The 22,166-nt window shown below is 40.6% G+C and carries 10 protein-coding genes and 1 pseudogene; 3 read left to right on the forward strand and 8 right to left on the reverse strand.

Annotated features, from left to right (window positions below):
• Positions 1-79 precede the first annotated feature (79 nt).
• Together ACXVWB_RS05955 and ACXVWB_RS05960 are read left to right on the forward strand one after the other, a co-directional pair.
• Complete coding sequence (locus ACXVWB_RS05955; protein WP_297568346.1) at positions 80-12,445, forward strand: two-partner secretion domain-containing protein; 12,366 nt, start codon at positions 80-82, stop codon at positions 12,443-12,445.
• Position 12,446: 1 nt separating this feature from the next.
• Complete coding sequence (locus tag ACXVWB_RS05960) at positions 12,447-12,956, forward strand: SMI1/KNR4 family protein (RefSeq protein WP_297568349.1); 510 nt, start codon at positions 12,447-12,449, stop codon at positions 12,954-12,956.
• A 464-nt stretch (positions 12,957-13,420) separates the two neighbouring features.
• Here ACXVWB_RS05960 and ACXVWB_RS05965 read toward each other — a convergent pair whose 3' ends face one another.
• The 8 genes from ACXVWB_RS05965 to ACXVWB_RS06000 all read right to left on the reverse strand — a co-directional run bounded on the left by ACXVWB_RS05965 (position 13,421) and on the right by ACXVWB_RS06000 (position 21,315).
• Entirely contained in the window at positions 13,421-14,056 is a 636-nt protein-coding gene (locus ACXVWB_RS05965; protein WP_297568352.1) for a hypothetical protein, read from the reverse strand.
• Between the two features lies 1 nt (position 14,057).
• Positions 14,058-14,945, reverse strand: coding sequence for a DNA-processing protein DprA (locus ACXVWB_RS05970; RefSeq protein ID WP_458485243.1), 888 nt, complete (start codon positions 14,943-14,945; stop codon positions 14,058-14,060).
• A gap of 62 nt (positions 14,946-15,007) precedes the next feature.
• Entirely contained in the window at positions 15,008-15,223 is a 216-nt protein-coding gene (locus tag ACXVWB_RS05975; RefSeq protein ID WP_297568357.1) for a tRNA delta(2)-isopentenylpyrophosphate transferase, read from the reverse strand.
• 121 nt (positions 15,224-15,344) lie between these two features.
• Complete coding sequence (locus ACXVWB_RS05980) at positions 15,345-16,799, reverse strand: hypothetical protein (RefSeq protein ID WP_458473283.1); 1,455 nt, start codon at positions 16,797-16,799, stop codon at positions 15,345-15,347.
• A complete protein-coding gene (locus tag ACXVWB_RS05985; RefSeq protein WP_297568362.1) occupies positions 16,760-17,878 on the reverse strand; it encodes a TniQ family protein in 1,119 nt (372 codons plus the stop codon). The genes ACXVWB_RS05980 and ACXVWB_RS05985 overlap by 40 nt, the downstream gene beginning before the upstream one ends.
• Positions 17,836-18,729 (reverse strand): TniB family NTP-binding protein, encoded by an 894-nt coding sequence (locus tag ACXVWB_RS05990; protein ID WP_297568365.1) that lies wholly within the window; start codon positions 18,727-18,729, stop codon positions 17,836-17,838. Before ACXVWB_RS05990 ends, ACXVWB_RS05985 begins: the two co-directional genes overlap by 43 nt.
• Entirely contained in the window at positions 18,729-20,660 is a 1,932-nt protein-coding gene (locus ACXVWB_RS05995; RefSeq protein WP_297568368.1) for a Mu transposase C-terminal domain-containing protein, read from the reverse strand. Before ACXVWB_RS05995 ends, ACXVWB_RS05990 begins: the two co-directional genes overlap by 1 nt.
• Complete coding sequence (locus tag ACXVWB_RS06000) at positions 20,653-21,315, reverse strand: TnsA endonuclease N-terminal domain-containing protein (RefSeq protein ID WP_458473285.1); 663 nt, start codon at positions 21,313-21,315, stop codon at positions 20,653-20,655. Before ACXVWB_RS06000 ends, ACXVWB_RS05995 begins: the two co-directional genes overlap by 8 nt.
• A 162-nt stretch (positions 21,316-21,477) precedes the next feature.
• Here ACXVWB_RS06000 and ACXVWB_RS06005 point away from each other — a divergent pair.
• A pseudogene (locus ACXVWB_RS06005) lies at positions 21,478-22,149 on the forward strand (ATP-binding protein); the annotation flags it as partial.
• Positions 22,150-22,166: the final 17 nt, after the last annotated feature.

Below are 22,166 nucleotides of genomic sequence, written 5' to 3' on the forward strand. Positions count from 1 at the left end.
AAGGTTTTTGTGGGGTAATGTGGATTTACATCCACCCTACATGATTTTGAATAAAAAATTTTGAAATAAGGATTAAAAAATGAATAAAAAATGTTTCCGTGTGATTTTCAGCAAAACGCTTCAGCGTTTGGTGGTAACCTCTGAATTAGCAAAATCAGAAGGTAAATCTACGGAGTCGTCCGCTTTTGGCTTATCGCACATTTTTGCCCAAATCCGACCGCTTACCTTTAGCCTTTATTGTGCATTAGGCTTTGTAGCATTCTCTAATTCGGCATTAGCCAATCTGATTATTCAAGCCGATAAATCCGCCCCGAAAAATCAACAACCGATAGTACTACAAACAGCGAACGGTTTACCGCAAGTCAATATTCAAACCCCGAACGACAAAGGGCTTTCACATAATAAATATGCCAAATTTGATGTTGATACCAAGGGGGCGATTTTGAACAACAGCCGCACCAATGTGCAAACACAGCAAGGCGGTTTGATTACGGGCAATCCTTATTTGGCGAGAGGGGAAGCCAAGGTCATTTTAAATGAAGTCAATTCCTCCGACCCCTCAGTGTTAAAAGGCTATGTGGAAGTAGCAGGCAAAAAGGCGGATGTGATTATTGCCAATCCGTCCGGTATTCATTGCGAAGGGTGTGGGATTATCAACTCTAACCGTGCGACGCTCACAACCGGTAAACCACAGATTAAAAACGGCAACTTAGAAAGCTTTGTGGTGGAAAAGGGTAAGGTCAAAGTATCGGGCAAGGGGTTGGATAACAGCCGAGTAGATTACACCGAGATTATTGCTCGAGAAACGCAAGTCAATGCCGGTGTTTGGTCTAAAAAAGAAGCTAAAGTGATTACCGGTAAGAATACGGTCAAGCGGTTGGAAACTTCGACAGATTTACAAATTATTCACAACAATCAACCGCTTGCGGATGAACCACGCCCACAGGTGGCGGTGGATGTTGGCGAGTTGGGTGGCATGTACTCGGGCAAAATTCATCTTATCGGCACGGAAAAAGGCGTGGGCGTGCACAATGCCGGACATATTGGGGCGAGTGCGGAAACTCTCAAAATTGACAGCGAAGGTCGCATTGTCAATACCGGAACTTTAAACGCCAATCACGCCGTTCAACTAGCAGGCACAAAAGGCATTGAAAACCGAGGTAAAATCGAAAACCGCCAAGGCGACATGACCTTTAACACGGCAGCCGATATTCAACAAGATGGCTCTGTAGTCGCACGTGGCGGTCAAATTCATCAAACGGCAAACCAAGCCATTCACCAGCAAGGTGAAACGGTGGCAAAAGGGCGTATTACCTACAAGGCACCCAAGGTTACCGCTTCAACGTCTTCCTTAATTGCCGCCGGTGTAGAGATTCAAGACACTCCAAACGGCGAAACCCGTACCCTTGAAAAAGCAAGTGCCCAAGGGCAATCGATTGTAGTAAACACGACCGGAAAAAGTACGCTGCAAGGCAAGGTGTTGGCGTCGAATGTCCAAGTCAATGCTGCTGAGGCGAACTTTGATAACAGCCAAATCCACGCCTATGCGCTGAATGTGCAAGCAAAAGCGGGCAACATTCAAGCGGATAATGCCGTGCTGATGGCAGAAAAAACGCTCAATCTCACTACGCCAGCCCAACTCCAAACGCAAAACAGCGTGCTGAAGGCGGAAACACTGACGACCCAACAACGCTCACTGAATACCAACGGTGCCATTTGGGAGCAAACCGGCAGCAGCGAATTAAAGCTCAATGTTGCCGATAAACTGCAAAATCGTGGCGGTACTTTTAAAACCCAAGGGGATTTAACGGTTAATGCACAGGGAATGGATAACCAACAAGGGCGTTTGTTGGCGAAAGGCAAGCTGACGGTTAATGTTGCTCAAGGTAAGGTTGATGCTACGCAAGGCATGTTGGTGGCGGAGAAAGACGTTGTGATTAAGTCGGGCGAATGGCTTAATGACGGCGGTTTAATTCAGTCTCATCAAAATGTGACGATAAATACCCATGGGCAAACACTTTCGAATCAACAAACGCTCACGGCAACACAAGACAAAGGCATTGTGGCATTGGGGCAATTAAATATTCAGTCGTCCAATTTTTCCAACCAACAAGGGCGAGTGGTTAGCGGTGGCAATCAACAGCTTACTGCCACGAACGTCAATAACGACCAAGGTTTGGTTTATACCCAACAAAACCTCGCCTTAAACGCACAAAACCTGACGAACCACCACGGCACGCTCAATGCCACCCAACAGGCAACCTTGGCACTGACCGGAAATTTAAGCCAAACGGCAGGCATGGTTGAGGCGGAGCGTATCACGCTTTCGGCTCAAAATCTGCACAGCCGTGAGCATAGCCGTATTGTGGCAAATCAAACGGATTTAACGCTGGCGAATCAGTTAGATAACAGCAACAGCTTGATTCAAGCGAAAACGGCGGCTTTAACGATTTCAAGCCAAGCATTAAATAATACAAAAGGGGACATTCAGAGTTTACAAGGTCGTGCTGATATCAATACCCATCAACAAACGCTTGATAATACCGCCGGTAAAATTCGCTCAAAATCTACGCTGACGTTAAATAGCGGAAAATTAGATAACACCCAAGGTGCAATTCATAGCGAAAGTGATATTTGGCTTGATACCCATCATCAAACATTAACCAACCAGAATACCCTTTCATCAGAACAAGGGATTGTGGCATTGGGTAAATTGACGCTAAAAAGCGCAGATTTGGTTAATCAACAAGGTTATATTGCAAGCCGAGAAGCACAAACGCTAGAGGCTAACGCAGTTGATAACACGCAAGGTTTAATCAAAGCAAATCAGGCATTGACGTTTGTTGCACAGTCGGTTGAAAACAAGGAAGGGATTATTTCAGGGAAGACGGTTGCTAATATTTCTGTCGCTGATCATTTTTCACAAACAGCAGGGCAGCTTGGGGCGGATACACTGTGGTTAAATGCAGCGCGTTTAACGAGCGAAGAGGGCAGTTTGATCTCGGCAACGAAGGCAGATATTCAAGTCTCAGGGCCGTTCAGTCATCAACAAAGCCGTTTAAATACGGTTGGGGATCTCACTGTTCAAAGCCAGGGCTTAAACAATCTACTTGGGGTTATCAATAGCGTTGGAGGGAATATCACTATTCAGACCCAACAACAGCAGTTGAATAACACTCAAGGTCAAATCACGGCGAAAGGTAAACTGACGGTCAATTCAGGCGAATTGCAGAATCAGGCAGGTTTGCTTTATGGCGAACAAGAGATCACGATTAACACGCATGGAAAAACGTTAAACAACCAACAAACCCAAGGTCAAAATCAGGGAATTTTAACGCCAGGTAATTTAACGATAAATTCAGGGAAATTAGAGAATACCCAAGGCGTGATTTCAGCTAAATCTGTGCAATTGAATAGCACGGCATTAACCAATCGCTTAGGGCGCTTACAAAGTAATGAAGATTTATCGCTGACGACTCAACATCTTGAGAACAGCCAAGGGATCATTTCAGGTGCAAAAAAGGTGACCTTAACGGTTGCAGAGAGCTTACAACAAACGGCAGGTCAAATTGGTGCAGGCGAATTAACCCTTAATGCCGGCTCACTCCAATCAACAGAAAAAAGTGTGATCGCGGCAGATAATGCCACCTTAACGGTTCAGCAGGCATTAACTAATACAGACAGTGAAATCTCTGCGACTCATCATCTTGCGATAACAAGCCAAGCACTAGATAACCAACGAGGTTTGTTGCTTGCCGAGCAAGGCAATTTAACGCTTAACAGCCAACAACAGCAGATCAATAATCAGTACGGTAAAGTGGTTGCCAACCAACAACTACAAGTTGAAAGTGGCGCATTAAATAACCAAAACGGCTTGGTGCAAGGGAAAACCGGTGTCAGTTTAAATACGCACCAGCAATCGTTGGATAACACCTTAGGCAAAATTATCAGCCAGCAAGCCTTAACGATTGCCGCCGGTGAGTTAAATAATCAGCAAGGTCATATTCAATCTACGCAACAAGCCGACATTCATTTGGGGCGTGCGACATTGCATAACGCATTGGGTGTGATGAAGTCTGAAGCGGATTTACGTTTAAATGCCGGTATCGTGCGTAACCATCAAGGTGTGGTGGATGCAAAAAATCTGCAAGCGGATCTCATTACTCTTGAACAAGAAGGGGGCGTGATTCAAGCGAATCAATCGCTCAATTTAACGGCAAGCGGTCCAATTTCTTCTACCAATCGCAGCTTAATACAGGGCGAAAATCTGCACATTACAGTTGCCGGTCAGCTTGATAATCAGCAAAGTGAAATCATTGCTAAAAACCATGCAACGCTTAACAGCGGACAGCTCAATAACAATGATGCAGCGATTGTGGCAGAGCAAGGCAATCTTGAGATTACCACCCACCAACAAGCCTTAACAAACCAGCAAGGTAAGTTAAGTGCCGGGGCGAATTTGACGCTTGAAAGTGGCGATTTAGACAACACTGCCGGTTTAATTCAAAGTCGCCAAAATATGACGATTCATACGCATCAAGGCAATTTGAATAACCAACAAACGCAAGTCTCTGCACAAAATAAAGGCATTATTGCGCTAGGCGAGTTAGCTTTAACAACACAAAATTTCCTGAACCAACAAGGTTATTTATTAAGCCAACAGGCACAAACCTTGAACACACGCAACCTTGAAAATGACTCGGGGGTATTGGCTTCGCTGGGCGGACAAAAGGTCTCGGCACGTGAAAATATCACTAATCGCCAAGGCAGAATCAGTGGTGAGTCAGCCGCTCTTACTGCCCAAGCCATTGATAACCAATCTGGATTATTGCAAGGGAGCCAAGCTCTCACTGTCCAAGTGCAAGGCAATCTGAACAATGTGAAAGGACAAGTGAAATCCAAAGAAACGCTCAATATAAAAGCGAATGAAGTCAATAATCGTGAAGGGCAAGTGCGTGCAACGGAGGGGACGCTATCACTTTCTGGGTTATCAACACTAGATAATACACTTGGCAATATCACAGCCAAACAACAAGCCACTATTGAAGCGACTGCCTTAAACAATCAACAAGGTTTAGTGTACAACGAGCAAGGTTTACTCCATCTCAACCTGAAGCAAGCTCTTGATAATGCAAACGGCAGCGTGATCAGCAAAGATACATTTGTGCTCAAAAGTGATTCATTAAACAATCAACAAGGCACACTTTATGCCGAAAACCAAGGCAACATTCACGTCAATGGTTTATTGGATAACCGACAGCTGGGCAAAATCCACGGTTTGGGCGAAATGGCGATTCAAGCGAACCAAATTGATAACCGAGGTGGCGAAATCCGCACCCAACATAAACTGGTGCTGAATGCAACGGCGGATATCAACAACCAAAAAGTGAGTAACACCGGCTCATTTATTGAAAGTGGTAATGTCTTATCCATCCAGACCGCACAACTGAATAACAGCCAGACCAAAGCCACGAATGAAAAGATGACCCAAGGGATTTTAGCCTCAGCGCTAACGATTTCAGCGCAGGTGCTGGATAACCAACAAGGGAAAATCCATAGCCGTGTGCAAGGCGATTTACAGATACAATCGAACCTGAATAATCAGCAAGGCGAAATAACCGGCGGTGGCAATGTCGCGATTCAGGGTAAAGCACTGACGCTTAACAACCAAAACGGGCGTTTGCAAGCGGTGGATTCGCTTTCCCTTTTTGCAGATGAAGTGACGACCAACGGGCATATTGAAGGGCGAGATATTACGATTCGCCAGCAAAAAGATTTTGTGACGAATAACCACATCAATGCCGACCGAAGCTTATCCATTAGCACGGCAGGTAATCTGACCAATCAGCATAACTTATATGCCGATGAGCAAGTTACCTTAAATGCCAACCATATTACCAACCGTATTGATGGACGCATCAGTAGTGCTAACACGCACATTACTGCAAAAGGCGATTTAACCAATGAAGGGTTAATCAACAGCGTGAGTGCCGATGAAAATGCCCAAACCGTGATTAAGGTGGGTGGTCGTTTAACCAACACGGGCAAAGGACGCATTTATGGCGATAATATTGCCCTGCAAGCGGATAAGTTTGAAAACCGCGATAAAGATTACGGCAATGGCGAAATTCTCTCTGCGGTAGTGGCTGCACGTGGGCGTTTAGATATTGGCGCACGAGAAATTGAGAATAATACCGGCTATTACCTTTCGGATAACCAAGTAGGCGCAACGCTTTTCAGCGTGGGCGATATGAGCTTTGGTCGCATCTTAAATGAGCATCATCAAGCAGAAGGCAAAGCAGATGTGTTGCGTAATAACAGTAGTGTGATTGAGTCAGAAAGCCGTATTCGTTTTGGGGTGGATAAGGTTTATAACAATAATACACACTTTACAGTGGAGCATGTTGAAGAAGGTAAACCCAATAAGGATATTACGTTATTACAAGATAAAACAAAACCAATCAATGAGCACTATATCATTCCTAAAGATGGCTATGATAAATTACCTGCAACGTTCATCAACACCTTGAAAGAAGAGAAAGGCGCACTTTCTAATAGTCCGTTTATCCCTATGAAATATCTCAAATGGGTTGGTTGGAGCCGAGCAGGACAATTAGTTTACCAAAGTGATGGTACGAAACCTGTAGAATTAAAAGCAGGAGATAAGATTACACCTGATATGGTGCTTGCTGTTCGCAACCAAATGAACTGCGATGAATATGGTGGAGAGAAGGCAAAATGTAACTACGATCCAGCGGGTCAATATGGGATAGATAGTCCAATTTGGGCACATTTTAATGCAACAGCTCCAGCTGAGGCTGCACCATTATTTCCATTTGATAAATTAGAGGCTCAGCCTTGGTACAAAGAAGCCGATTGGTTCTCACTTGATGATAGCACAAAAGAATTTGATACCTTTAAAGTACAGGAAGATCCGGGTAGTGCGCCAAGCAAGCCTAGAAAACGTTTTTTTGAGAAAGAAGAGGCTTATCAGAAAAGAGTTGAGGAATATGAAAATCAACTTGCTGCATATACATTAGCAAAAGAAAAATGGGATTTCTATCGTACGCATATTGAACCTTATACGATATGGGAAAATAAATATAAGGAGGCTTTGACAAAAGTAGATGAGGGTATACAAAAACATAACCAAGATCGTATCGATAAACTCAAATTACCTTATTATCGTCGTTTTTGGGATATTAAATTAACCCATCATCGTGAAGATGAAAGTAAAGTCTTGACGACCGTTGCAGGGCAAATTATTGCCGGCGGAAATTTAGAAGCCAATAGTCAGTCTTTTGTGAATAATCGCAGTGTGGTGATTGCCGGTCAAGATATGTTGCTCGAAAATAAAATTAAAAATGAAGATGAAGAGGGCAGACATCGCATAACAGATACAGGTAAAAGTGAATACACTTACAGCCGTTGGCGTGGAGGATTTAGACGTTATCATCAGCGTAAATGGGACGGTGAAAATGATTACACCCGCATTATCGAAACACCATTTAATATGCAGGTGGTTAGAACAGAAAAAAATGTAAATTATGCTGACAACAAACAAACCGATGATTCACTCAAAAACAAAACGCTTCATCAACTTTCGTTAAGCAATGTGAGCGTACAGAATGACGCACTTTCTGCACAAGGGAACAAAACGCTGGGGGGATTAAACTCGCTCGGCTCGGCTTCGTTTACCTCACTGGGCGGAATGGCGCATCAGATGGATGTATTAGGTGCTTGGTCGGGCAATGGGGCGACTGTAGATGTTCAAACGCCGACAGGGAAGCAAGATGCCTTCCAAACCTTGCGTGATGAAGCCTTTAAGCCGACCACGGTGGCGAAGAACAATGCCAATACCTCAGCTCGCCCACTGGTACGCATTGCCCTGAACGAACAGCAAGAAGTGCGGAGTATTCAGCCGAATTTAGTGATTCCGCAGAATGTGTGGTATCGGGTTAATGCAAATCCGACCAACCGTGTACTTGTTGAAACCGACCCGGATTTTACTAATCAAAAACGTTGGTTAAGTTCGGATTATATGTTCAATGCTTTACGCTATGAGCCGAATGCGGTGCAAAAACGCTTAGGCGACGGTTTTTATGAGCAGCGTTTAGTGCGTGAGCAAATTAACCGTTTAACGGGCAGAAATTTTGTCGGGAATTATACGGATTTTGACAGCCAATATCGTGGCTTGATGGATGCGGGTATCACCTTTGCCCAAAAATTCAACTTACGCCCGGGGATTGCCCTTTCACCAAACCAAGTGGCACAGCTGACGGCAGATATTGTGTGGTTGGAGAGCGAGCAGGTTACTTTACCAAACGGCAAAGTGGAAAACGTGTTAGTGCCGAAAGTGTATGCCTTGGCGAAAAAAGGCGACATCACGGGCAATGGCACGTTGCTTTCGGGTAATAAAGTGATTCACAAAGGTGGCGAGTTTATTAATAGTGGCACCGTTGCCGGTCGTGAACTGGTGCAGTTTGACAGCGAGAGCATTCGCAACAGCGGCAACATCAGCGGTGGTGCGATTGTGGGCAAGGTAAGTGGCGATATGGAGAACGTGGGCGGCACAATAGAAGCCGACCGCGCGATATTGCTGAACGTTGCCGGCAACTTTAACCACACAAGCCAAACGCATACGACTTCCGTGAATGAACAAGGCTACCAACGCACCGACACCACCATTGGTCGTAAAGGCTTGTTACACGTCAAAGGCGAGAACGGTACGCTGCAAATCCAAGCGAACAACATCACTCTTGCCGGTGCAGACATCATCAATGACGGGCAAGGTCAAACCTATCTTTCTGCAAAAAACAACTTAAATCTGACCGCTTTATCGGTGGGCTTTGATGAGAAGATGGGCGGCGGCAACCACTATCGTAATGAAGCGGTACAAAGTGTTGAAGTCAGCCGTGTGCAAGGCAAGGGTGATGTGGTGCTAAGCGGTCAAAACATTTATAGCGAAGCGGCACAACTGGAAGCAAAACAACGTTTAGCCTTGTTAGCGGAAAATGATGTGGTGTTGGGAACGGCGAGTACCTCAAGTGATTATGCGGAATACCACCACACGAAAAGCGGTGGGGCATTCGGCAGTTCGAAGAAAACGACCTTAGATACCTATCAAGACAAAACCCAAGTCGGCACGACATTGGGCGGTGGCGAGATATTGGTTTCTGCCGGCAATGACCTAAAAGCCCAAAACCTTCAAGCGATTGCCGATAAGGATTTAAGCTTACAAGCGGTCAATAATGTCAGCATTTCTGCCGATACGAACTACTTTAAAGAAACCCATTTTGAGCAAAAATCAAAATCGGGTGTGTTCTCGGGTGGTGGCATTGGCATTACTTTTGGCAAAAAATCGGAAACCCACGAAAGCGAAGCGGAAGGCTGGCAACAAAGTCAAGCACGCAGTACGCTGGGCAGTGTGTCGGGCAATGTGAGTGTGAAAGCAGGCAATCACGCCCATCTTTCAGGCACAGATTTAATTGCTTCTAAAGAACTCGACAAAGCCATTACGATTGAAGGTAAATCAACTTACATTGGTGCAAGCCAAGATGAGTTAAGTTCAAAAGAACGCCACGAGTATAAACAGTCAGGCTTAACGGTATCTTTCAGTTCTGCAGTAACCGATGCGGCAATGGCAGTGCAAAGCAGCTTAAAACGTTCGGAGCAAGTCAAAGACGAAAGACTTGATAAATTGCTGAAAGTGAAAGCAGCGAACGAAGCCATTGAGATGGCAGAAAAAGCCGGCCAAGCGATTGACGCAATACAAAAAGCGGACAGTGTCAGCGAAGCGCTAGCCAATAGCGATGCGAAAGTCTCGGTGAGTGTGGGCGCAAGTAAATCCGTCTCCACCAGCCACACCCAACAAACTACCCATCAAGGTAGTGAGTTAAGTGCCGGCTCGGTTACAGTTCGTGCCACTGAGGGCGATAACACGATTGTTGGCTCAAAAATCAACGCCAAAGAAGCGACCTTGGAAGGCAACAACGTTACACTACTCGGCACCACCGACAGCCAAACCAACCGCAGCGACAACAAGAGCGGCAGTTGGAGCCTGGGCGTGTTTGTGGGCAAATCGGGCGGTTCGACCGGTTTAGGTATTGAAGGAGCCGCAAGCGTAGGCAAAGGGCATTCAAACAGCGACTCGCAGGTGCAAAACCACACCGAAATCAACGCCGACCGTTTAACAATTAAAGCAAACGAAACCACAGCCTTAAAAGGCGCGACGGCGAATATCAACCACTTAGCACTTGATACCAAAAATCTGCATATTGAAAGCGTGCAAGATATTGAAAAATATGACAGCAAGCAAACGCAAGGTGGTGTAAGTGCTTCAGTCGCTATTTATGGAAGTGGCTCGAGCGTATCGGCTCAAGGTAGCCGCACCAAAGCCAATGTGGATTATGCGCAGGTTACTCAACAATCTGGCTTTAATATTAAAGAAAGCTCGGCTATCAACGTAGCCGAAAACACCCACTTAAAAGGCGGCGTTATCAATGCGGAAGGAAAAAAAGAAAACCACCGCTTAACCACAGGCACGCTCACGACAGAAAACATTGAAAACCGTAGCGATATTAAAGTCAGCACCGTAACCGCAGGGGCAAGCACGGATATGTCGCAAATGGCAACGATGGCAATGGGTGCGGCATTAAGTGCTTTAGGTAACACAAACGAAAGTGAACGCAGCCAAACACAAGCCGCGATTAGCTCGAATATCAATGTACAAATTACCGACAGCGAAGCCCAAAAACAGAAAACGGGCAAAACTGCTGAAGAAACCTTGCAAAGCCTAAATCGAGATGTAGCAAATGCGAACCAAAAACTGGAGAAGCAAGACTTAACCAAAGCGAAAGAACGCCAAGAAATGGCACAAACCATTGGGCAGATTTCGGAAGACTGGTTGCAGTTTGCGGTGGGCGATAAGCTCAAAGAAGCCGATAAAAAACGCCAAGAAGCGGACGCTATCGAGAAAGACAACCCAACAAAATCCTCCGAGCTCAAAGCCCAAGCACAAGCGATTGAAGCGGAATACGGCTTAGGCAGCAACTTACAAATGGGTGTTCGAGCAGCCACCGCTGCTCTACAAGGCTTGGCAACAGGCAGCGTAAACCAAGCGGCAGTGGGCGCAGCTTCGCCATATCTGAACAAGCTGATTAAAGAGCAAACCGGCGATAATAAAGAAGCCAACTTAATTGCTCACGCCGTATTAGGTGCAGTAGAAGCGCATTTCACAGGCAACAACGCCGCAGCCGGTGCAGTGGGTGCATTAACCGCAGAGGCAGCAGCTCCCTTGATTATGCAAACGCTTTACGGCACGGAAAAACCGGAAAACCTAACCGACAGCCAAAAACAAAACGTGGCGAATTTAAGTCAAATCGCAGCTGGTTTAAGCGGTGGTTTAGTTGGCGACAGCACAGGCAGTTTTGTGGCTGGGGCGGAGATTGGGAAAAGAGCGGTGGAGAATAATGCTCTTTCCCTTAAAGATGTTTATCAATACCAAAAATCATTAAAAGCAGCTATTCAAAATGGTAAAAGTGTTGGGGAAGTTCATCAGAGATTTAAAGAATTAAGTGAAAAACAACGAGCTGAATTGCTTGCTAATTGTGATATTGAATGTAGAGCAACGGTACCGAATGAATTATTGGGTGCTGTTGGTTTTGCAGATGAATTATCAGGTATATTGCATAGCTGGTTGAATGGCTTACCGTTAGATGAGCAAACAAAATTCTATCAGTTAGTTGAAGAAGAAAATGCGAAAACGATTGAGGCATTAAAAGCTCAGCAAACTGATTTTGAAAAAGGCATAGAATTAGCCATGAATGCTGCGCATTTGTTTGCGAAAGAGGATATAAACAATACCTCCAATAAAAAAGCTATTTATAATCCAAAACAAACAAGAGCAAAAATTGAAGATAAATTTGGAGAGCATAATGTAAAATCGACCACGGTTGTTCAAAATGCACGTTCTACCGTTACAGAACGAACCTTAAAAACGGGAGAAAGTGTTCAGATTATTCAATCAGAAGGTGGCAAAGCAATTCAAGTTCATTCTAAACCTGATGAATTTGGTAATACAAAACTGCTCGCAAATATTCCGTATGATACGAGAGGTTTACCTGTTTTTGATGATGTGGCGACATTTACCACAAAAATTGAGAAGCCTAAAAATTATCAAAATTTATCTAGTAAAGTAAGGAGAGAGCTTGAAATGAAAAATGCAACTCTAGCATTAAAGCAAGAAATAGAGCAAGGTAAAGTCAATAAAAATCTATTTACTCAAAGGCAGCTAGAAGATATTTATTCAGGTAAAGCTCAAATTGATAAATATACATGGCATCATAATGCTCAAAGTAGCCCTAATAATATGCAATTATTACCTACAAATATTCATGATGCAGTGAAGCATATTGGCGAAGCATCTTTAAGTGAGGGGAGATAATATGAAATTTAGAAATTTAGAAATTACATATGATAATGGCACAGTTGATATTTCAATCATTAAAGACGTTGAAAATATTTTTAATATCAAGTTTCCTAAGTTATATGTTGAATTGATATCGAAACATAATAATCTTTCGGTAGAACCTAGTTATATTACTTATTATGATAGCTATAATAAAGAAGATGGTATGGCTGCTATTGGTTTTGATAGCTTTGAAACTGAACAGAACCCAGATCCTCAAAATATCTGTAGACAATATATTTATGATGATCCAACTTATGGTTATGAAGCTGTGTATTCATTTGCTCGTACAGGAAATGGGGACTTTATCTGTTTTGATTATCGAGAGGATCCAAACGGAGATGAACCAAAGATTTGTATTGTAATTCATGATGAATATGATGAAGAAACAGGAAAGATGCTGCTTTTTCCTGTGGCAAATAATTTTGAGGAGTTTTTAGATAGCCTAAAATCTTTTGATGAAATTATGGCTAAATATTCCACATAGAACACAGGGATAATACAAGCGGTTGTTTATGATTAAGATTTTGCAAGTTCTAGCAGTAAATCTACCGCTTGTATTTGAGTTGGGGTATTGGGGCAACATGAGTATAGAGAAATAAATCATGTCAGGTTGTAACTATTATTGAGTTTTAAAATCGCCTGTGATGACGATTTTTTATTTCTATATACAATAAAATTAGTTGCTAATACTTGCAATATGCCTAAAACTTGATTTAGAATGATGTTGAATTTAGGCAAATATTCTCGATTTGCTTTTTTGGGAATCACCCGTTTTTATTTTGTTCAACCAGTTTTTTAGAGAAATAGGGCTTATCGTAAAGATAAGAGAGAATTTACTTACTGGTTGAACAAAAATGAAAAAGGACTTACGCCTCCAACTCTCCACATCTCATGCAAACTATCTAAGCTACTTAACATCACACAGAAAAATTATTATGCCGTTTTATTTTATGTCCTAACCACTTTAGCAATAAATAACCCATATATTTTACCTTCTAAATAAGGATACTGCTCTAATAACAAGTTCTTTATAGCTTTAAAATGGCTACCTGTAGTTAAGACATCGTCAAAAATCAAAACCACTTCAGAATTTTGTGGAATTTGCTTTAATATACGATAGTTATTTTGTAATTGGTTCGGGGTTGGTCTAGAGCTTTCAGACAAATGAAAAGCATCTGTTGAGTGAATTTGCTCTACAAATTCTATTACATTTATCCTTTCTTCATTTAAACTAGCTTGGGTTGCTATTCTAAGCATTCTGTCATCATATAATTGATGTTCTTTAGATTTTGACGGCGGTATAGGAATAATTACAATAGGGTCTTTTGTCTGTTCTAATACATCATTTAGAACAGATTTAACCATTGATACACACTGTTCTATAGCTAAATTCTTATATTTATAATCTCCTCTATCTTTTCTATCAATACCTTTCTTTAAATTTGCGATTAATCGATTTACATCACTACAATCATATCCACCTCGTGGAGTGTAATCACCAAAGTAAAAGCAAACATCGCCTTTTTCTAGATAATAGCAATCAGAGAGATTTTCTTCTTCCAAAGTTTTAATAAAAGATTTCATATCACCCTTCCAAATTATTTAAAATATCTTCTATTTTCTTTACCCTAATAGCACCTTTATTTAGAAATTTTTGAGGCCATCTAATATTAGGATTTAGAAAACAATTATCTAAGATAAATAATTTTCTCCCTTGAGCAAGAGCTGCCCTAGCTTGGATTAATGTTCCAGATGTTTCACTAGCCTCAACAATTATTGTTGCCTGAGTCAGAGCTGACATTGTGACATTTCTCTCTGGGAAATACTGTCTATTAGTTCTATAATCATGCTGATTATATTTCCAAATTGGAATTTGACTAATTAGAAGATAATCTCTTGCAATTTTATCTTGTAAATGTTTATTCTCTAGAGGATAACTCTCTGTAATAGGCGTACCTATAACGGCAACTGTCCTGCCTGAACATTCTATTGCTGTTAAATGAGCAATGGTATCCACTCCTTTGGCTAAACCTGATACAATTGTATATCCATTTTCTACAAGTAATTTTGTTAGCTTTCTAGTTCTCTTGACACCATCATTACTAACATTTCTGGAACCAACAATAGCTATTCGTTTGGGATGCTCAATTAATTCCCAATTACCTCTAAAATAAAAAGCCTCAATAGGATTTCGAGCATCTCGTAATCTTTCGGGATAATCGAAACATCCATTTACACGAATACCAACTCGATCAATTCCCTTGTTTTGAAATTGATTTTTTATAAACTCTTTCATTTCATCAATTTCTTTAGGGGGTACGAATTCAGAGGGTCTAGAGTGTGGATACTCCCTAAACAAATCTGCTACTGTTTTAAATGTATTATATTTTTTCCATAGTGCTTCATAAGCAGCCATTTCATGAAATGGCTGAATGATTCGATCAAAGGGAAAAGAATTTTCTTGTCGTTTCATACCTAATTATCCTAAAAATAGAAATGTATAGATAGTATCTAGAATTCATTATAATATTAAATTCACTTATAAATCTCTTTATCTATACGAAATAATCTTCGCCATTTGCTTAGATAATATTTCTCGAACCGATTTCCTTTAATGATAGCTAATCGCTTATCAAACCGTCTTAATATATGCGGAATAGTGCCGATAACAATCATTTCATCGTTTTTCTGTTCCTCTTCAAGCCATTGTTTAAATTGAGCTTTTAAGGTTAAGTTTGTTGTACTGTTCATAACTGCTCTCCAATTAGTATTGATGGTTAATAACTGGATGTAACTTTAACAGTCGGGCGATTTCTGTCTAGAAATATGTTTCAATTTTTCGATCTCGCTCGAAAAAATAACATTTTTCTCGTCAAAATTGCAGTTTTATGCGCAGATAAATATCTTGAGGAAGGAAATAATCCTTCGTCTTATCGCGGTAATAAGCCACACCATCTAGCAGTAAAATGGCATCAGGTTTTGGCTTTTTGATTTCAATACCGTGTAAGCTATATAGGACAACGGATACTAATTCCATCTGTTCATCATCCATTAATTCGGTCTGTTTGTAGAGTTCAACTAAACGTTTCGAATAATGCTTTTTAAGCCGTTTAGCTTTCATCTGTTGAATAAGTTTGCGGTCAATGTCTAACTCGCAGTGATATGCCGATTTTAGGTGATTGACAAAGCCTGTAATTGACGCCACTTGTCCTGATTTATCAGTAAGATAGTCATTTAACTGTTCCTGTGTTGGATAATCAGTAATGTCGTTAGAGCTTATTAAGTCGATAGCTGGCTGTAAAGCTAACCGAACAGATTTTAGTGAAGTTTTACCATCATCATATCGTCTTTGTAAAAGTTTATAGTAACTTGCTATACAAGGTACAGATTCTTTAAGTTTATTAAAAAGGGATTGTATGCGTTGCATTTCAGCTAAATCGTCTTTTAAAGCTTCATCTACAACTACTTGATTCGTATCAAGTAACCAGCGTAATACAGTTAAATTTGCACGCAAGCCATTTGGTTTAAAATGAATAACCAACTTTTCATAATCAGGGATTTTCTGCCAAATATCATCACAATCAATAAAAAATCTCATAAAGTCTGAACCTTTATGTAAAGCAACGCTAATCCCGCATTTTCTCATGTACCAAAAAATAAATTTCTTATAGGCTGTTTTAATTGTCTTATGGCGAAAGATATGCACATTTAAGCGAATCATATTGAATAATAAGGTTCGTCTTGCACAGTCAGGACAAATATTTCCATAACCTGAAGCCATTTCCGTTTTGCACTTAGGGCAAGTTGAAAGTAACTGTTCATCACATTTTTTGCATAACTGCTTCTCTTGATTATGAATTTTGCGATAACGGCTACAATTCTTACACGTTGCAAAAGTATATCGTCGATAGCAAGAAAGGCATATAGATTCTTTTGTGATTGGTGAACGATACCTATCTCGGGTCATATTGCCACATTCTGAACACATTTGTTCTTCACGGAAGTAACGAACACATGATGAACATACAGCTCCGTAATTCGTCACCATTCCTACATTAAATGTACCAGCTTCTTTTCCACAACGAACACAATCCGTCAAACGTTCGCACTCAAGGCAAAATTCGCCATCACGGTGAATACGCTTTAATTGACCACATGACTTACAGGTTTTCTTTTTAAACCATTGAGCGTAACAATTCGCACAATAGTATTCCTCTCGGAATTTGCGTGTAACTGGTGTTTTTCCACAAATAGAACAACTACTTTGCGAACGAATTTGGGTTATCTTCATACTGCAATTTGTAATTGTCGTTTTAGTCGTTCCCATTGACGGTTAAGACTTAAATTAGAATTAATTTTAGGCTTATTTACTATTGTTTTTCGATTAACTTCTCTACCTTCTCTTGCATGCTTGAATAGTGAATCAAGCTCAGAAGGGTAATTTTCAAAAGCAAAGGCTTTTTGTGTAATCTCACTTTGTTGAATCGTATAAATAATTGCTTCGGAAGATAACTGAAGAATTTTTACAGCATTCACCAAAAGATTTTTACGTTCCTCTATCGGTAGCAATTCAAATGCTAATGCTGTTTTAGGTTGACATAGATTACCTTGTGATATGCCTAACTGTTCAAGAAACCTTGCAATAGCGTGAGAAGATTTTACTATTGCTCCACGACGAATGAGATTAATAAAATAACGTAAAATAATAAAATACTCTTGAGAATTAACTTGTTTCTGAAAACATATACCTAAATCACTTGTAAAAACAGCATCTAGTATTTGTAGTGTTTCAATTTCCGTTTCACTTAATAAATCAGAGTGATGACTCAACATCTCACCACATTGATGACAATAATTGAGTTGTCTTTTATCCGCAGACAGTAAATGCGGTTGATATAGCTCACCACAACAAGAGCATTTTGCATCAAGTAATGTTTGATGTTTCAGACAACCAAAATACCATGCAAAACGCCATTCATTCCGTAAATATGGTGCTTCATCTAAACAGCATGAGCAATAATGCTGACCACTATGATGTGAGCGATTACGAGAGCTTCTTGGCAGTACCCACTTCGCTTGACCTTTCATTAGGGTCTGTTCACCGTTAATCCGTTTTAATGCAGAATAAAGAGAGTGAGCTTCTAGGTTTACCATTCCATTCAGAGATAAGTCACAAATATCAGAATAGATTTGCTGCTGAATAGGTTCAAATCCCCTATCTAAATCATACGTCCATAACCGCAATTTATCCCAATAAAATCCTGTGAACGTTAATGGGTCAGTGCCGCAATCTAATGCTGCACGAATTAACCACGAACTAATGCTTTCATTTGGTTGTATTGGCGTTCTAATCGTACCTGATTTTATCCGATAATTTTTCGGAAGCCCTGCGTCGGTTGTACCCATGAGTTTTTCTCAATAATGTCTAACGTAATTTGCTCAGTACCTGATGTAATTGCTTCTACTGCACACGCAGTCAATAAACGATGTACATTCCCTAGATTTCCACCTGAAATCGTATGAATTTTAGTAGCGAGTTCAGGCAATTGTAGGTTAGAGCATTTCTTCAATGGCAAAACACCCTGAAATTGGAAAAGTAACTTTTGAAAGTCCTTATCCAATTTCCACGTTGGCAATTCAGCAACGTCAAAACGGCTGGCGTGTTGTGGGTCAGTGTGTAGTACACGAATTGCATCTCTTGTACCTACACCAACAATAGGAATTTGCAGTTCATTACATAACATTTTAATCGCATTCATCACCTGACGTTGCAAACGTGGCGTACCCACAAGTAAAGAATGAAATTCATCAATAACTAACATTTTTACTTTGTATTCACGAAACAAATGAATCGTTTGATAACGTAACTTTGCTACACTATCTGTTGCACGATAAGGTACATAAAAACGCTCTAACAATGAAATATAAAGTTCTTTCTCATTTGCACTCGGCGGTGCTTCTGCCAAAATAATAGGGCGAACACCATCCGATCGGCTATCAATATAAGATTGTCCGTACAAATCATAGAAATGGCGAATTAACGTTGTTTTACCATTATTAGAATCACCTACTACCAACAAATTAAACATTCTTGGTCTTTTCGGTTTATTCATCAGTGAAACTAGATTGTCAATGATTTGATTTGCAACAGAATAACCCACCCAACGAGGTTCATCTAAAAACTCAATCCGTTCTTGATTATTTGCGGTAACTAAATGACGAAATTTCTCATGAACATACTCATATTTCTTTTCCATTATTCAATATCCCCAAATGTGAATTCATCATCTGAAAGCAAGCTAGAAGCTGGTGCTTTTACTATTTCATGTTGTGTTTTCTCGATTACATTAGTCGGTATTACTACATCACTTTTTGCATGGACTTTCTGTCGTTGTGCTTGTCGGCGAGCTTTCTTCGTTCTATGAGCTGATTGCTCAACCATTTCACGCATTTCTGTTAAAGCATCATTAATTTGTTGTGAATGAATCAATTTTTCATCTTTGTCTTTCAAGAATTGACGAACTTGTTTATATTCCCAAATACTCATATCAGGTAATGATTGATCTGCAAACGGAATAGGGAAATAACGTTTTAATCTTGGATCGTAAAACCAAATTTTGCCAATATTACGTGGATCTCGACGAAATAAAAATTCCTTGCTTTTACCGTTTTCATCCGAATCATTAATGTACATATTGAGAGCAACATCATAGTAACGTAAGCCATCTATCGTTACGCCATTATGTTGAATCGTGCGTTTTTCACTTGGTAAAAAATCGAGTAATAATGTTTGTTCATCAACAGGCATCTGCGGATAACCGCAGCCCACATGGTCTTTATCACCAAAAATACCTAAACGCCATTTTTGAACAGGCGACATTCCTAAAGCAGAGTGCGTACGTTTATGGTACACATTCACAATGTAGTTAATTAGCCAAGATTCAAATTCATCTAACGTCATTACAGCTTCGGCTTCGGATTGATAAGTATCTTTTTCTTTCGTATTAGAGAAAGTTGTACCACTCAAACCATGAACCTCTTTCATAAATGTACCAATCACACGTTCAATATGTCCGCCAAATTCAGGACGACCGACTGGGCGAAATTCCAAAGCAATACCGTGTGCTTCACAAGATTTTGATAAATCAAGTGAACGGAAATCTGCACCGTTATCTACGTGAATTTTATTTGGATAACCAAATACAGCCCATTCACCTTTGATATTATGGTCTAGTAATAAACGCTCTTTGGGCAAAATACTGCGAGCAATACACATTGCGACAGAAGTAACAGATGGTGCATCAAGCGAAAGGTAATAACCTGTAATCATTCGGCTATACACATCCATTGCTAACGTTAAATATGGTCTGCCAATCGGCTTGCGATACTGATTATCTACGATAATTAAATCAACAGGTGTATGGTCAATTTGAATCACACTTAGCGGAGAATCAGCATTTGGAAAACTATTTGGTTTAGGTGTAAATTTATTCTTCGCTTTTTCTTTTTGTCCACGTTTACGTAACCTTTCTTCTTCCGAAATACGTAAAATACGTTGTCGAATTGTTCTACGACTAGGGCTATCAATGCCTTTTTGACTCGCTACACGTTGTACTTCACGAATCGTCTGCTCAATAGAAGGACGTTGCTTGTGCAGGTAAAACTCATTAATGACTAATGTAACTAATTCATCTTGTTCTTTAGTTAAACGAGAATTACCTTCAGCCCAACCACGTTTACGACTAACCAACCCTGCGATAGAGCCTAGTGAATTATAGGATTGCAACCATCGGTATAAACTGCGTTCACTTACGCCAACTTCTTCCGCTCGAGCTCTTACCGAAGCTGGACTATGTTGCTCATAGTTAAGTAACGGTTTAATCATTTCGTATTTTTTCAATGCCTTTTCCCAATAATCATCACTGATTGCACTTAAATCAACTGATACATCTTCACGTTCGTTGATTTTCAAATTATCTAACTGATGAATACTGGCAATCTTACTTTGGCGAGTATGAATATGTCGAATCATGACCTGAGCATCTTCATCAAGATATTCAAGTAACTCATATTGTTCGCCATCTTCACGATTTACATAAATATTACCCTTTTGAAGAATAATACGACCACGCTCTAACTTGCCATGATAACGTAGGTGAATAAATCCTTTTTCATTTGAATTAGTCATTTGAATATCCCCAAACTTCAGTAAATTCAGAAAGTGGCTCAAACCAATTACAAGTTAGTTGTTTGGTTGCCAACAAGTGATAGATAATTTGTAATCCTTTCGTGCGATACAAAGAACCTGTAAAGAAACGAGAAAGTAGATAATCTATTGTGGTGCCACCAAGCAATTCCACTTGAGAGAGTACCGCTTTAATATCTTCAGGATCGCACTGTAATCTCTTATATCGCTGTACAGTATTGATATTGAATAAAGCAAGATGACGAATTTTATCTTCATCATAAATATGAAAGATGCAATCATTCTTCTTCGCAAATTTCATTGCAGCTTTCCATTTCTCTTTCCAATCCCGCCAATGTTCTTGCCATTTTGATTTTGGTTTCACTTCAATTAACAAGGACGGTCGCCCATCATTGAAACGAATGAGGAAATCTGGTGTGTAAGGATAGGTTAGCCCATTTTTTACAAACAAAATGCGAGCAGGCTGAGAAACGATTTCCTCTACCGCAGACATATAAGTAAAATAGAGCAATAGGTCACGCTCAAGCGTAGATTCGTAAGGTACGCTAATGCCTTTCTTGAAAGGAAGATAACCTGATACACTAAGGCGTGTTGGTTTAATCTTACGAACTTGTTTAAAAATTTGTTCTGTTTTCATAGATAATTTGACTTTTATTAGTATCTTTTTAAAGATTTTGACAGTTATTTGTGTAAATAGTGCCATTAAATAGTATCTTTTTAAGGTAAAAAAATAGGCTTAAGCCTTATTCTACCGTTCCATTTGTTGCCTATTATGCCACTTATTTGTAACTTTGACAGGGGAACCATTCCAAAACCAGGCGAAATATCACTCGCACATAACGGCGTACTTTTTCTTGATGAATTGCCTGAGTTTGAGCGAAAAGTGCTTGATGCACTTCGACAGCCCTTAGAAAGTGGAGAAATTATTATTTCGCGTGCCAATGCAAAAATCCAATTCCCCGCTCGCTTTCAACTCGTTGCCGCGATGAATCCAAGTCCAACCGGGCATTATACGGGAACACATAATCGCACCTCGCCGCAGCAAGTGATGCGTTATTTAAGCCGACTTTCAGGGCCATTTTTAGATCGCTTTGATTTATCTATTGAAGTACCTCTTCTGCCACAAGGTAGCTTACAGAATACAGGGGATAGAGGTGAGACAAGCCAGCAAGTACGAGAAAAAGTGTTAAAAGTGAGAGAAATTCAACTTGCCCGAGCCGGTAAAATCAATGCGTATCTTTCAAGCAAAGAAATTGAACGGGATTGTAAATTACAAGATAAAGACTCGCTATTCCTTGAGAATGCACTCAATAAGCTAGGACTTTCAGTAAGAGCCTATCATCGGATTTTAAAAGTCTCACGCACGATTGCTGATTTAAATGACGAAAAAGAAATACAGCAACCCCATTTAGCTGAAGCGCTCGGATATCGAGCCATGGATCGATTGCTACAGAAATTATCTGCCGCTTAAAAAATAAAAGGGCGAAT

It is taken from the genome of Haemophilus sp. SZY H53 (assembly GCF_054332375.1).

Excerpts from the sequence above, each read along its gene's own strand:
- ACXVWB_RS05975 (WP_297568357.1), bottom strand. The coding sequence starts at position 15,223 with ATGAACAGTACAACAAACTTAACCTTAAAAGCTCAATTTAAACAATGG.
- ACXVWB_RS05965 (WP_297568352.1), bottom strand. The coding sequence starts at position 14,056 with ATGAAATCTTTTATTAAAACTTTGGAAGAAGAAAATCTCTCTGATTGC.
- ACXVWB_RS05980 (WP_458473283.1), bottom strand. The coding sequence starts at position 16,799 with ATGGGAACGACTAAAACGACAATTACAAATTGCAGTATGAAGATAACC.
- ACXVWB_RS06000 (WP_458473285.1), bottom strand. The coding sequence starts at position 21,315 with ATGAAAACAGAACAAATTTTTAAACAAGTTCGTAAGATTAAACCAACA.
- ACXVWB_RS05970 (WP_458485243.1), bottom strand. The coding sequence starts at position 14,945 with ATGAAACGACAAGAAAATTCTTTTCCCTTTGATCGAATCATTCAGCCA.
- ACXVWB_RS05995 (WP_297568368.1), bottom strand. The coding sequence starts at position 20,660 with ATGACTAATTCAAATGAAAAAGGATTTATTCACCTACGTTATCATGGC.
- ACXVWB_RS05955 (WP_297568346.1), top strand. The coding sequence starts at position 80 with ATGAATAAAAAATGTTTCCGTGTGATTTTCAGCAAAACGCTTCAGCGT.
- ACXVWB_RS05985 (WP_297568362.1), bottom strand. The coding sequence starts at position 17,878 with ATGGGTACAACCGACGCAGGGCTTCCGAAAAATTATCGGATAAAATCA.
- ACXVWB_RS05960 (WP_297568349.1), top strand. The coding sequence starts at position 12,447 with ATGAAATTTAGAAATTTAGAAATTACATATGATAATGGCACAGTTGAT.
- ACXVWB_RS05990 (WP_297568365.1), bottom strand. The coding sequence starts at position 18,729 with ATGGAAAAGAAATATGAGTATGTTCATGAGAAATTTCGTCATTTAGTT.